The organism is Escherichia sp. E14S1 (assembly GCF_004211995.1).
Classification (GTDB): Bacteria; Pseudomonadota; Gammaproteobacteria; order Enterobacterales; family Enterobacteriaceae; genus Escherichia.
Genome location: NZ_RHJQ01000037.1, coordinates 1 through 13,712 on the forward strand (window position 1 = coordinate 1; position 13,712 = coordinate 13,712).

13 protein-coding genes are annotated in these 13,712 nt (G+C 44.0%); 11 read left to right on the forward strand and 2 right to left on the reverse strand.

Features of this window, described 5'->3' with window-relative positions; translation table 11 throughout:
- The first annotated feature begins 81 nt into the window (after positions 1-81).
- Positions 82-636, forward strand: a complete 555-nt coding sequence (gene pinE, locus D9734_RS22715; RefSeq protein WP_000905042.1) for a site-specific DNA recombinase — start codon at positions 82-84, stop codon at positions 634-636.
- A 220-nt stretch (positions 637-856) separates the two neighbouring features.
- Here pinE and D9734_RS22720 read toward each other — a convergent pair whose 3' ends face one another.
- Complete coding sequence (locus tag D9734_RS22720) at positions 857-3,667, reverse strand: SIR2 family protein (RefSeq protein ID WP_130210768.1); 2,811 nt, start codon at positions 3,665-3,667, stop codon at positions 857-859.
- Between the two features lie 651 nt (positions 3,668-4,318).
- Between D9734_RS22720 and D9734_RS22725 the strand changes: the two genes are divergently transcribed.
- From D9734_RS22725 to D9734_RS22740, 4 genes are all read left to right on the forward strand, one after another.
- Positions 4,319-5,509, forward strand: a complete 1,191-nt coding sequence (locus D9734_RS22725; protein WP_097731891.1) for an integrase arm-type DNA-binding domain-containing protein — start codon at positions 4,319-4,321, stop codon at positions 5,507-5,509.
- Positions 5,510-6,079: 570 nt separating this feature from the next.
- Positions 6,080-6,298, forward strand: a complete 219-nt coding sequence (locus tag D9734_RS22730) for an AlpA family transcriptional regulator (protein WP_240780565.1) — start codon at positions 6,080-6,082, stop codon at positions 6,296-6,298.
- A 199-nt stretch (positions 6,299-6,497) separates the two neighbouring features.
- Positions 6,498-7,370 (forward strand): hypothetical protein, encoded by an 873-nt coding sequence (locus tag D9734_RS22735; RefSeq protein WP_130210770.1) that lies wholly within the window; start codon positions 6,498-6,500, stop codon positions 7,368-7,370.
- A 9-nt stretch (positions 7,371-7,379) separates the two neighbouring features.
- Positions 7,380-8,387: a P2 family phage major capsid protein gene (locus tag D9734_RS22740; protein ID WP_130210772.1), complete on the forward strand. Its 1,008-nt coding sequence runs from the start codon at positions 7,380-7,382 to the stop codon at positions 8,385-8,387.
- Positions 8,388-8,558: 171 nt separating this feature from the next.
- Here D9734_RS22740 and D9734_RS23320 read toward each other — a convergent pair whose 3' ends face one another.
- On the reverse strand, positions 8,559-8,744 hold the full coding sequence (locus D9734_RS23320) for a YlcI/YnfO family protein (protein WP_165383307.1): 186 nt from the start codon (positions 8,742-8,744) through the stop codon (positions 8,559-8,561).
- A gap of 186 nt (positions 8,745-8,930) precedes the next feature.
- Here D9734_RS23320 and D9734_RS22750 point away from each other — a divergent pair, with 186 nt between their 5' ends.
- From D9734_RS22750 to D9734_RS22770, 6 genes are all read left to right on the forward strand, one after another.
- Positions 8,931-9,134: a host cell division inhibitor Icd-like protein gene (locus tag D9734_RS22750; RefSeq protein ID WP_130210774.1), complete on the forward strand. Its 204-nt coding sequence runs from the start codon at positions 8,931-8,933 to the stop codon at positions 9,132-9,134.
- Positions 9,127-9,375, forward strand: a complete 249-nt coding sequence (locus D9734_RS23325) for a hypothetical protein (protein WP_135383355.1) — start codon at positions 9,127-9,129, stop codon at positions 9,373-9,375. Before D9734_RS22750 ends, D9734_RS23325 begins: the two co-directional genes overlap by 8 nt.
- A complete protein-coding gene (locus D9734_RS22755; RefSeq protein WP_130210776.1) occupies positions 9,368-9,793 on the forward strand; it encodes a hypothetical protein in 426 nt (141 codons plus the stop codon). Before D9734_RS23325 ends, D9734_RS22755 begins: the two co-directional genes overlap by 8 nt.
- The gene (locus D9734_RS22760; RefSeq protein ID WP_130210778.1) at positions 9,786-10,193 is read left to right on the forward strand and encodes a hypothetical protein; all 408 of its coding nucleotides are present in this window, start codon (positions 9,786-9,788) and stop codon (positions 10,191-10,193) included. The genes D9734_RS22755 and D9734_RS22760 overlap by 8 nt, the downstream gene beginning before the upstream one ends.
- An 87-nt stretch (positions 10,194-10,280) precedes the next feature.
- Positions 10,281-10,550 carry a Derepression protein gene (locus D9734_RS22765; RefSeq protein WP_115424602.1) on the forward strand — a complete coding sequence of 90 codons (270 nt, stop codon included), beginning with the start codon at positions 10,281-10,283 and terminating at the stop codon, positions 10,548-10,550.
- Positions 10,551-10,613: 63 nt separating this feature from the next.
- Entirely contained in the window at positions 10,614-13,346 is a 2,733-nt protein-coding gene (locus D9734_RS22770) for a DUF927 domain-containing protein (RefSeq protein WP_130210780.1), read from the forward strand.
- The last annotated feature ends 366 nt before the right edge of the window (positions 13,347-13,712 follow it).

A 13,712-nucleotide genomic window follows, 5' to 3' on the forward strand; every position in this document is an offset into this window, starting at 1 on the left:
CTTCTCCCAAACCAACGTTTATGAAAATGCAGAAATAACGAGCAAATGGCATCATTCCTGCTTTTGTCAGGGGGATCTACCATGCTTATTGGCTATGTACGCGTATCAACAAATGACCAGAACACCGATCTACAACGTAATGCGTTGAACTGTGTAGGATGTGAACTGATTTTTGAAGACAAGATAAGCGGTACGAAGTCCGAAAGGCCCGGACTGAAAAAACTGCTCAGGACATTATCGGCAGGTGACACACTGGTTGTCTGGAAGCTGGATCGGCTGGGGCGTAGTATGCGGCATCTGGTCATTCTAGTTGAGGAGTTGCGCGAACGTGGCGTTAATTTTCGCAGCCTGACGGATGCTATTGATACCAGCACACCGATGGGGCGTTTTTTCTTTCATGTGATGGGTGCCTTGGCTGAAATGGAACGAGAACTGATTGTTGAACGAACAAAAGCTGGACTGGAAGCTGCTCGCGCGCAGGGACGAATTGGTGGACGTCGTCCCAAACTTACACCAGAACAATGGGCGCAGGCCGGGCGATTAATTGCATCAGGCGTTCCTCGCCAAAAGGTGGCGATCATCTATGATGTTGGTATATCGACACTGTATAAGAAGTTTCCGGTTGGAGATAAATGAAACCGTAGCACGTCGTATGCAAGAACGTGCTACGGTTAGCTGGTGAAATGTCGATAGTGCGAGTGTTGAATAATTTCTAGCCGTTATTGATTTTACGTATTTTTGTATGAGATGATTTGCATCTCCTGTCACCGACCATCTATGACTATACGTCACCATTTCTAGGGCTGCTATGTGCCAAGAGCGGTAATTGACAGAGAGCAGCCCTATCTCAGTGGCTTTATTTTTTTAGAGATTGCATTCGTTCATTGAATATGTCCAATGTGTCTTGAAATTCAACAAAGCCTCTATCCTTTATAAGGATTTTAATTAAGTTAGGAAAATCACTTTCTACACCAGCTGTAATGAAATCTAACTCGCCTAATTTATTCGGGATGTTTTCAGAAACAAATTTGTTAATAACCTCAAGAAATTGATCAGGCATGGCACATCCGCTTGCGACTAAATGCAAACATTCCATAATATCGCTTACTGTTGCCAGTGGTAGGTTTAAAATATTACTGTTAATAAACTTGTCTATAATGTCAACGACCTCAGGAGAGCCAATCCTTTTGATGTTCAATAATAAACTCTTAGTGATGGATCTTTTCCACTTATCATCAAATAATTGTATTTTTGTTAACGCTAATGTTAATAGTTCAGTGTTTTTGTATTCGTAATTATGATTCTCTGATAATATGTAAATGTTTCGTAAGATATTGGAGTTAATTACATGCTGGTCATAACCATTTAACTCTCCTGTATTGATTTTTATAAGTATTACATCCAGGATTTTTAACATATCATCATGGGATTTTTGATACAAAAACTCATTCACAGCTAGAAGATTATGTATGTTTTCATAAATATTTATGTTATTAGTTCTGCCTTCTAACAAAGGAAGCAAACCATTTATTATTTTCTTTAACTGGTTTGAACTCCACGGAACACATCCTAATATAATCAATAAATTATTGGTCCATCGATCTATTGAAGTGGTATGAATAAAATTTTTATTTTTCAACCTAATCAGGTTGCATATGTTTTCGAGAGAGTTGAGTAAATATTTCTTAATATGGTGAACTTCTCTTTTGTCAAGTTTGCTGGTGCTGATTATTATTTTGTCTTTTATTACCTTACTTAAAAATTTTTTGAGTTTTTCTGTCTCGCAGTATTTTATTAACATAAATAGATCGATTCTATTAACATAGAATATCTCTTCGCATAGATAGTGTTCGAGGCTACTAAGAATATTAAATTCGAAAAATTGTTTAACCTCTTTATATTCTTCAATTAAAATTTCGTTGCCTAAAATGAAATACACATAAGGGTACAGTTTCGCTCTTGTTTTAAATTCATCATTGGAAAATGCTATTCCACCACTCTTTCTTATTTGTGAGTACCCTAAATTCTTCTTCGATTCAACGTCAAATCGATAGTAAGCTTTGTATATTTCATTAAATTCAAGCATCTTTACTAATTCTTGTAGCTCACTTTGCACCCCCCGTGGAAAATCAATTATTTTACTTTTAAACTCAAATGGAGTATGGCTTTCCATTATTGATTTACAATCTTCATCAATGTCCTTACCGTTACAGTGTAAATCCGACTTCAACATCCTGTAAGCATAATCAAAATTAGACATGTGAATGGTGGCGAGAATATAGTTTCTCTCATTAAGATGAAGCTTTACTTTCGAAATAAGAATATCGAGAAGTTTGCCATATTCCTTGTTAATAAGAAGTATTTCAGCATTATCCTTTGAATAAGCGAAAGAAATCTTATTGTATAGCTCAGACTCTAATTCTGAAGAACTAATCACCTCATACAGTTTCGAGTCATAACTAACTGTATTTATAAATGCCTTTTCCAAAATAGATGAGAATGTCTTTTTTAAGTGAGTATTTTTACTCAAAATGTCATTAAGGTATATGCTATTTATTTTCCTGCTATACTCGTCATAATCAGTCGTCAAAATATTATTGTGGGAGGTTAGTTTAACCCCAGACTTATCATAATCAATGGTACTATTAGTTAATTTTTTACTGATCTGCTCAGGGAGCAATACTTTGTATTGTGTTAATGCTTTTAGTTTGCTATCAACATATTTATTTATTTTTTTTGTTACAATACATTGAATATCATTCTTCAATTTATTTTTATCAAAATCAGACATTCTCAGGTCATCTTCTATTTTTTTTACCTTTGACTCAGTATAGATCAGGGTCCTCTTTATAAACTCATCTTGGTTTTTAACAAGCTTGAAATCACTGAAAAATTTTGAATAAAGATCATGATAGCTAATGTCAGTATTCATCGGTGTCAACAAGGATATCCCATGATTTCTTAAGTAAAGAGCCTGGGCTGCATCATGATTTTTCTGGAGCAAATATTTTCTTGGTGTTGCTTTTGATATAGTTGTAACCCATGAAACAATCTGTTTTAAATCATAATCACTATAAGAGTATCCTAAAAACACAACAGTGTTTGTTGAGAATATTCCTTTTATAAAATTTTCGATAAGTGGAAAATTTTGGCTGTACTGTAAGTAATCATCCTCTTTAAAAACAAAATTATTCTGTCGAAAATCCCCATGCATCTTTATAATTTTCTTGTCCAAATGACTTTGTGCCAGGTCCACGTCAGAACTAACTAAATCATAAGCCAATCCTATGTCTTGTGCAGTTTTTTCAAGCAAACTATCCCAGTTGGTTGTAATTATATAGTGGGGGTTTAATTCAAATAGCATCTTATGAAAAAGACTTGGTTTCAAATCTCTAATTATTGATTTGACTTTTTTAACATAAGAGTTTTGTCCGTATTGAAGAAAGTAAAGTTGGGCTATTTTTAAATAATCATTTTCTTCAGACAATCCTAAGTCGTCTTTTAGCTCATTTATTAACTCCCTCCAGGTTGGTATTTTTATTAATTCCGTTTCGCTGAATTTAGAAAAACCAGCACCAATAAAAAGAACTAACTTATTATCTTGACTGGCATTCAATATTTCGTTCAAGTCATATTCAGAAAAAGAAAGTGGATTTAAATTTATCATTTTATAACTCTATGCATGTCTTAAAATTCATTGCTTCCATCAATATTAGCATAATTAAGTATTTCAAATCATAACGATGCTTAATTTATCATTATAATCCATTAACTTGTTCCAAGTACACCGTCTGCTAGTAATTTCTCCATTAACTGACTTATAAAGTGGGGGACTTCCGTCTCTCTCTCATAACAGACATTCACTACAGTTATGGCAGAAAGGTATGCAAGCCGGGTGTGGGAAAGTATGAAAGAAAAGAAGACTGCTGCGCCGTTTGTCGTCACATTTATCTTCATTGGCTATGCAAGTCGTAATACAAGGTGGGACAAAACTGAGACACATAAGGCCTCGCAATGGCTTGCAAGGCTTTACATGTTTTGATGTGGCGGGACGTGTGAGCGCAGTGTTGATGGGGTAATGCTTTGAATTAGAATCGGATTCTTATAATTCGTAATGCGAAGGTCGTAGGTTCGACTCCTATTATCGGCACCATTTCAACGTCTTTTCCCGTCTATTAAAATCCAACAAACCCGCATATACTCTAGCTTTGAGCGCCCCAGATAGTGTTTTAACGTCTATCAATATCTCCTAAAATCCACGTCTTTTGGGGGGATATTCGGGGGTATATGCTGTGTGGGCTACTGGAGATACCCCCAAATGAAACTAAATGCCCGTCAGGTCGATACGGCCAAACCGAAAGAAAAACCCTATAAACTGGCCGATGGTGGTGGGCTTTATCTGCTTGTTAATCCCAATGGTTCCCGGTACTGGCGTTTAAAGTACCGGGTAGCCGGAAAAGAAAAGCTGTTGGCGCTGGGGGTATATCCCGATGTAACCCTGGCTGATGCCAGGGCGAAACGAGATGAGGCCAAAAGGGGTATGGCTGGGGGGATCGACCCGAACGAAGCGAAGCGGGAAGAAAAATTGAACCGCGAAGCGCAAATCAAAAACACCTTCGAAGAAATCGCCAGAGAGTGGCATACAGAACGGCAGAAGAAATGGTCTGAGGGGTACGCCTCGGACATTCTGGAAGCATTCAGTAAAGACATATTCCCTTGGATTGGAAAACGCCCCATCACGGAAATAAAGCCCCTTGATTTGCTGAATACGCTTAAACGCATCGAGAATAGGGGAGCGACTGAAAAGGCCCGTAAGGTTCGCCAGTGGTGCGGGGAGGTCTGGAAGTATGCGATCGTTACCGCCCGCGCAGAATATAACCCCGCCCCTGATCTATCTGTGGCTATGGAAGGACACGAAGGGGAGCACTTCCCCCATCTGGAAGCCGAAGAGTTACCCGAATTTTTCCAGACGCTGGCGACGGCAAAAAGTAACGTTCAGGTTATTTTGGGGCTGCGTCTGCTTATTCTTGTGGGGTTACGTCCGGTTGAATTACGCGCGGCCCCGTGGTCAGAGATTGATTTTGATAATGCCTTGTGGGAGATCCCCAAAGAGCGAATGAAGAAAAGACGTCCGCACGTTGTCCCGCTTTCTCGCCAGGCTATGGTTATTCTCGGGCAATTAAAAGAGTTGTCGGGCCGCAATCCTTTCATTTTTCCGGGCCGGAACGACCCGCGAAAGCCAATGAGTGAAGGAGCAATTAATCAGCTAATAAAGCGACTCGGGTATAAGGGCAAAGCTTGCGGGCATGGTTTCCGACATACCATGAGCACAATTTTGTATGAGAAAGGGTATAACACCGAATGGATCGAAACCCAGCTTGCACATGTTGATAAAAATACCATCCGTGGCACATATAATCATGCCCGCTATCTGGATGGACGCCGGGAAATGCTTCAATGGTATGCCGACTATATGGAATCGCTGGCGAGTGGCAGGGTAAAAGATTAGAGAAGGTCTAAGACGGGAATACCGCTAAATTAGATGTTAGGCGTGGACACTCAGCATCCACGCTTAAACTTTTTATTATCATTTTCAATGAATTATGATTTTGGAAATTTTATAAAAAACACCAAGATTACTAATCTATTGATTAATATGAAATATTTCTTTTTTTGATTATTAATTGTGCTCTTGATTGTTGTTTTTATGGTGTTAATTTATAAAAATCTTATTTATAGGAATTAACATTATATAGTTGGCACTTTTTGCTAAAATCTGTTTTTATTGTGTTTTATTTTTATTTCATTTTTGTTGTTGTTTGTTTGATTTTTAGTGTCTTTATATCTGGCTAATTGATTTCACTCAAACCATAAATCCTTTCAGAGGCTTCTAGAGTCTTCCTGAGGCTTAAATTGACTTAACTAAAAGTCAAGCCCCACATCCCACATACATCTTTTTGACATGCACTTATGGCGTGAATAACAATGACTTCATCCAATCTACAGGCATCCTATAAAGTCAATGTCTGTATATAGAAAGATATTACATAACGTTTGAATGTTAATAGCGGGTGTGAATATGAGAAATGATGCAATGCAGCTTTTAAACCAAGGAAAAAGATTGATCCGCCTGCCTGAAGTTATGATGCTTACGGGGCGGTGTCGCGCCAGTATTTATAAAGATATCAATGCAAATGTCTTTCCAAAGCCGATTAAAACCGGCCCGCGTTCTGTCGCATGGGTTGAGGGTGAGATCAGCGACTGGATCGACAACAAAATCAAAGAGCGCAAAGTGTAAATCTGATTTTATTCAGAGATGAATATGATTTATTTGAATGCTAAGGATTTTGTGTATTCTTTTTGTTGTAAATACTCGTAGCATGGGGAGTTGGCAGTATTTATTCAGTATTAGGTTAAGTGGTTACAAAATACCAGGCAATGCCGGTTTATGCAGTGTTTAATATATTTGTTGCTGGCGAAAATTTACGGAAAATTAAATGAACATTACTGATATTATCAGCCATCGCGTATATCGTGATGCGGATCTTGCTGTCATTAATAACACGGCATTTATTCAGCCTTATGACGGTTGTCACCGTGGTTTGTATGAAATGCGCGTTATTGAACTTTATCGCCTGAATAAAATGATGCACCTTACCCACGAATATAAATCTATTTCCGGGGAAAGCGTAGGCATTCCGGCGACTAAAGAGGAACTGTTTACACTGGTTAATAAAGGGCATGAACTTTGCCAGTCTGAACGGGAAAAGCTGGCGGCACTTGAAGCAGAATTGCAGCGTCTGCCAAGCCCGGCTGTAATTCCTGCGCCGCAGACGATTAAAGAAGCACAGCAGGCCCGTAAATCACTAGAAGATGAAAGATTCAGACTGCATCACGCAGCAATTAAAAATCAAGTCAAGGCACAGCAGGAAGAGTTATCCATCAGACAAAACATTCTGGCATTGCTCGCGCCGGTTATTGATGTGTTGTTGGCCGTGGAAGATGTGGAACTGCTCGATCTGCGCCGTTCCCTGCCTAAGTCATCCCTCGATGCTAAGGCATTCAAAAAGGCGATTTCTGAAATTGAGTGTGCTGACCTTGCCTGGCAGAAAATGGATAAACTGGAGATTGCCCTTAACAAGGTGGTGAACAACTGCACATATCGCCCGGAAGGAAGCATTAATCCCCGTTTTGTTAACCCTCTTAATGAAGATAAGCGGGAACGCGCCGAAATATCACGCGATTATTACAGCTCTGAAATGGCCTTTATTCATACGGTGATGAGTGCAGATGAATATTTAAATTATATGTTGCCGATCCGTCACCAGCAGCGCGCGCAACGACTCACATTAGAAAGAAATATCAACTAAGGAAGAATTATGTCTTATGTAACACCAGATTATTTAACGCAGTATCACGAAAACCTGATTAAGTCTTTTAATATTAAATATAAAAACGAAGATACGGGGTATTTCACCATATCACAGCCGGAAAAAGCATCTCCGGATGCATGGGGATGTTCCACGCTTGATGTTAAAGGCTCGTCCTGGCTGATTGATAATATTTCATTACTGGACATTACCGGTGCGGATGGCACGACGATCACCATCGGTGATGGTTCCCTTTATACAGGCCGTGCAAAGGAAGGTCGCTTTCATAAGAAACTAAAAACCAACGGAACACCTTTTTTATTATCAGAAACGGATTCCTGCGCCTCATTGACTTATGAAGAAATGGCGGTAATGGCAAACGCGAAAAATTTCAGTAATGAAATGATCATTTTTTTCAAGAAGGCCGTGGTGCGGGATATGCTCCGTATTGGATTTAACGGCAAGATGATTGCCGAAAATACCAACCCGGAACAATATAAAAACGGCGAAGATATCAATATTGGCTGGCACTCGCTGGCAAAAACATTCAATAACGGTTCACAAATTATTTCTGATGCTTTCGCACTGGGGAAAGGGGGTGATTTTGCCGATGTTCACGATCTGGCTGATTGCCTCATCACGTCAAAAATCCCCGAAGGTCAGCGCGAAGATCCGGGCCTTGTGGTGATGGTTGGCGCGCAGCTTGCCGCCCGCGAACGCCTGAAACTGTTCAACATGGCCGATCAACCACTGACGCTGACGGCGGGGGATATGTTGACAAGCAGTGTCGCCGGTCGTTTTGCCTTTATCCCGCCGTTTATGCCGGGTAAGCGCCTGGCTGTTACGACGCTGAAAAATTTGCAGATCCTGACGCTGAAACACAGCCAACACTACCGCGCGGAGGATATCCCGCAACGAGGTGTTTATGAGCATGGCTATTTACGTGAAGAAGGTTACGCGCTGGGGGATGGCTATCTTTACGCGGCCAGCGATGAGAACGCCGTGACGCTGGTTTAAAACCTGCTGCAGTACAGCCAGCTTTGACAGTGTTGACCAGATAAAAGAAAACCCCCTCACCGGAACGAACAAGAAACGATGAGAGGGTTTATCAGGAAGATGATTCTACGCGATGAATTATACCGGGATACAACCGATGCTTACCAGCATAACCACACGACGTAAAAGGGGTTATTCCTTTATCGTGTCCAGTTTCTTACGGCGTTGGCGGCGCTTTATCTCACCCTTTGCCGCAGTTACTAAGAAACCGGCTGTACTTTCTCCAGTTTCCTTTAACTGTTCTATATCCTCCATAACCTCATGGGGGATTCTGACGGTGGTCATTTGCGATTTTGCATTCTTCGCACCTGTTGCCATTACTGTTCTCCACTCGAATAGGTGTATTTCAGTATACGCAACTAAAAAACAGAAAAAAAGACTTGAAGTGTATTTCACCATACGTGTAGGATTGATTTGCAAGGTGACATACACCTGTAAAGTAAAGCCCGGCAGTGTGGGGACACTAACCGGGCTTCTGACCAACACGTTAACAGGACTAACGCTATGGCTAAGCCGAAGTGTAACCAAACTCACCCTAAAAATCGCGTATTTCTCTTTCTTGCGGTATCAAGGGCTGACATGCAGGACAAACCACACCGCGAACAAATCACCGCGTACAGCGAACAGGAAGCCCGTTCCATGCTGGCCGGTCGCTTTATCCTCTGCTTTGCTGGCTGTCTGCCGGTTCAGGAGGCGCGCCATGTTTAACCCACTGGACAACCGTAAAGCGGCGGCGCTTAACCCGTTCCACGATGACTGTTACGATCCGCCAGCCTTTATTAAACCGGGTTCAAAAGTAGTGGTTGAAATTGATTCCCGTGAAATGGAAGTCGCTATTCTAGCCGCTTATGACTACGGACTGGACGCGCTGAACGACGATGGCCGGGAAGAGCTTAACCGCTTAATTGCTGACCTGAAAGACCAGATAACGGAGGCGCGGTATGCATAATCTGCTTAATTCACCGTTGCCAGTGTCTATGGATCTCTTTCAGGCTGGCGAGATGTGCGGGCATTTTGTCGCGCGGTTAACGGATGAAAGTTGTGTTGACGAGACTGAACGCGTCGCACTTTGCGGACGTCTGGCTTTTGCCCTGCGTTCTCTTTCATCTCTTTGTGATACAGACTATCCATCGCATATCCAGGCGCAATTAACCGCGACTGCTATTCCTGCTCCCTGCGTACCTGATGAGTGGATCGACGCGACGATCATGACGGGCTATTGCACCGCCTTAAATGATGCGCTGCTTAGTCGCTCCCTTCGTATGGACGTTGAAACACAATTACGCTGGCTTTTGCATGACATGATTAATTTACTTGTCAGATATCTGAAACAGCCTTGTATTAAGGCGGGAGTAGATCATGTCTGAAATTATGCTCACACCGTTTCACGTTGACCGCCATTTTTACGATCTGGTTTACGGTGCTTCATTTTTTGCGGATGCATTACCTGCAATGAATGATATCAAGCAGCAGCGGCTTTATTGTCGATTATTGCAATTAAATCTGGTTGTTTTATTTGAAAAACGGTCGCGGGATATTCCCCCAATTCAGTCGAGTAAAATAAAAATCGCTGATGAGGTTATATTTCTTAATGTCGATAATATTTATCATGCGCTTTCCCTGACTGCCGGGCTGATAAGTCAGGATATCAGTAAGGGGATTGAAAAAGAACTGGCTGAATATATCAGGGATATTATTAGTATTATTTTTAATGAAATGCGAATGCAGATGGTTGATTATGATCCCTATGAAATGTGGGACGACTAAAACAATAATCGATTTATAAGAACTGAAAAACATTTAATTATAACCGTATTTTAACGGGGAGTAATTACGCCCCTGTAAGGAAAATATATGTCTGATTTGAATACCATTGCTGTTAATAGTGCTGAAAAATATCTTAGCCTTGAGTGCTTCCATAAACTCAACCGCGCAAGGAATGTTTCATTCCAGATGCATTTACAGATCCGTCAGTGTGAGATAAACGGCCTGCCACTTTTATGGATTCCAGATATTTTCAGCTATATCAGCGAAGACATATCCGCCGTTCTGGAAGAAGCCAAAGTACTTGGCCTTTGCGATAAGTTCACAGGCGAAGCCCGGATCGGTCAGGTCAGTCTTTAATTTTTTGTATTCCGCGCCGCCCGCTGCGGCGCATTGTCTTACCCATTAATAAAGGTCATACCGATGCAAGGTAAAAAAGTTTCACAGACAGCAGGACGCGCAGCGGGCCAGTGGGAAAATATTCTTGAACACCTGGGGATTACTGTTCCTGCGGGTGGTCTTCATGGCCCCTGCCCGATCTGCGGCGGTAAAGATCGTTTTCGCTTTGATAATAAAAAAGGGCGTGGAACCTGGTTCTGCAACCAGTGCGGCCACGGTGACGGGCTGGATCTGGTCAAACTGGCGCTTTCGCTGGACACCGGGCCAGCCGCTGATCGAGTTGCTGAATTACTTCCGGCCCTTCCTCCGCCTGCGGTCATGCAGCCTGCCAGAAAAGAAGCCAGTGACGAAGGTCGCCCACATGACTACTGGCAACGCCTCTTTGCCCGTACTCAGCCGGGGGAAAGCCCTTACCTTACGGCGCGGGGGCTGACAGGTTTTGAACTGCCGCTGACCGTTCAGGAGATGAAAACCGCTGGCGGTGTTTTTCCGGCTGGTTCGCTTTTATTACCGATCACGGACACCGAAGGACGGATGACCGGTGCACAGCTTATCGGCCCGGACAAGGTAAAAGGCTTATGTGCTGGCACCAGGAAAAAAGGGCGTTTTATCTCTGTCGGGCCGTTCCCGGTGAAAACGCCCGCGCGGATCATTATCTCGGAAGGCTTTGCCACTGCGTTAAGCGCATCCCTGCTTTCAGAGGGCTGGAGTATTGCGGCGCTGGATAAAGGCAACCTGAAAGACGTTGCGGAGCAAATCCGCCAGAAATGGCCGGACGTGCAGATCGTTATTGCCGGTGATAATGACTTTTCTGACGGTAAACCCAATCAGGGGAAAGAGTCTGCGATCAAAGCTGCACTGGCCGTTAAGGGATGGATGACCATTCCTCCCGGACGGATCAAAGTTGACTGGGATGATTACCGCCGTGAATTTGGCCTCCAGCGCGCCCGTGACGCATTCGCGGAAGAACTGCTTAACCCGGCAGACACCGAAACGCGTTTACCGCATGGTTTCCGCCTGACGAAGGATTATCTTTGGTTTGATCGCCCGCTCAGTGACGGTAGCGAAAGCGGCCAGACTCGCCAGGTGAAGATATGTAGCCCGCTCAAAGTGACGGCCATCACCAGCGACGGCGAAGGCGGTAAATTCGGGCGTCTGCTTGAGTGGGAAGACTCCAGCGGATTACGGCATGAATGGGCGATGCCAATGACAGTGCTTGCCGGAAGCGGTCAGGAGCTGCGGGAGGTTCTGCTTGATAACGGAATGCACTTTATCAGCGTGAACGGCGCGGCGCGTAGCTATCTGATGGAATACATTTCTAACTGTCGCCCGGTTCGCCGCGTCACCTGCGTTGAAAAAACAGGCTGGTTTAGCGGTGCATATGTTCTCCAGGATGAGGTGATCGGCAGCGATGCCGGATCGGTGATCCTTCAGTCTGCTATGTCGTCTAAAAATGACTTCCGGGTGAGCGGAACGGCGGCGGAATGGGCGCAACACGTCGGGCGCTATTGCGCCGGTAATTCCCGCCTGGTGTTCTGCGTCAGTCTGGCGCTGGCCGCGCCGTTGCTGAATCTTATCGGCGTGGGCGGCGGCGGTTATCACCTTAAGGGCGAATCCACGGACGGCAAGACAACCACAATGAAGGTGGCGGCGTCAGTCTGCGGCGGGCCTGATTTCTGGAAAACGTGGCGGGCAACCGGAAACGCGCTGGAAGGTATTGCGCTACGCCGTAATGATGCCGCCCTGATGCTGGATGAAATCAGCGAAGTTGACGGCAGAGAGGCCAGCCGGATCGCCTATATGCTGGGGAACGGGCAGGGCAAAGCAAGGGGGCGCGTTGATGGCAGCGTCCGCGATCCGGTGACCTGGACATTGCTTTACCTGTCCACCGGGGAAATCTCTATTGCGGAACATGCCGCCGAAGCCGGAGAAAAGCGAACCGGCGCGGGTGTCGGTGTGCGTATGGTGCAAATACTCAGCGATACCGGAAAACATGGCGCTTTCGAAAATCTCCACGGCATGGAAGGCGGTAAAGCGTTTGCGGAATACCTTGAACAGTCCTGTAAACAGTATCACGGTGCGCCGTTCCGCGAATGGTTGCGCTGGCTGGCGGCAAACCTGACGGAAACTGCGAACCGGGCGCGGGCAATGAAAAAAGAGTATGAACGGACATTATTACCCGAAGATTCCGGCAAGCAGGTCGGGCGCATTGTGGATCGCTTTGCGCTGTTAGCCGTTGCGGGGGAACTGGCAAGCGAAGCGGGGATCACCGGCTGGCTACCCGGTGAAGCGTATAACGCTGCAAGAAGCTGTCTGGCGGCATGGCTTAACGATCGCGGACATGCGGCCAACCAGGAAGAAGCCGACGCGCTGGAGAAGGTGCGGCGCTTTATTACGGCGAATCAGTACACACGCTTTGCTGACTGGTATGACGAGAAAAACCGCCCGTCAAATATGGTTGGTTTTCGCCGGGTGGAGAAAGGCGGGAACGGTATCGGCATGAGCAAGAAGGAGAACAGCGGCGATACTGTTAAAGACGGGGACGCCACTAAAGAGCCGGAAACCACATTTTATATCCTGCCCAGCGGATGGAAGGAGATTTGCGGGACGTCGGACAGCGTTAAAACGGCGAGACTATGCGACGAGGCTGGATGGCTTGTAAAGGATGAAGATCGCCAGCGCCTACAACGTACAGTAAGACTACCGGAAATTGGCTTAAAGAAAGTGTATGTGTTCAGCGGCGAAGTGATCGGATAAGACCTGCTGACACCGCTATAACTAACGGTGTTGGCCAGCTTCCGGTCCTGGAAACATAGCCAGCCAGGAAGAAGTGATCGCACGTATCATATTTTTTAGTGGGAACAGTGGGAACATAGGGAACAGACTTGATTTATAAAAGTTTTATTTGTTCCCAATTACTGTTCCCATATGGTAACAGGTGGTAATGTATTTTAAATCATATGGTTATGTTGATATGCAAAGCGTTGTTCCCAGTTGTAAAAGAGAGATGGGAACAGGAAAAAGGTATAAATATCAACACTGTTACCATTGTTCCCACTGTTTCCACCATTTTTGACAATAACAATGTTTAATTTCGGGGAAAATGCTTTTCCCTGGCTGGCT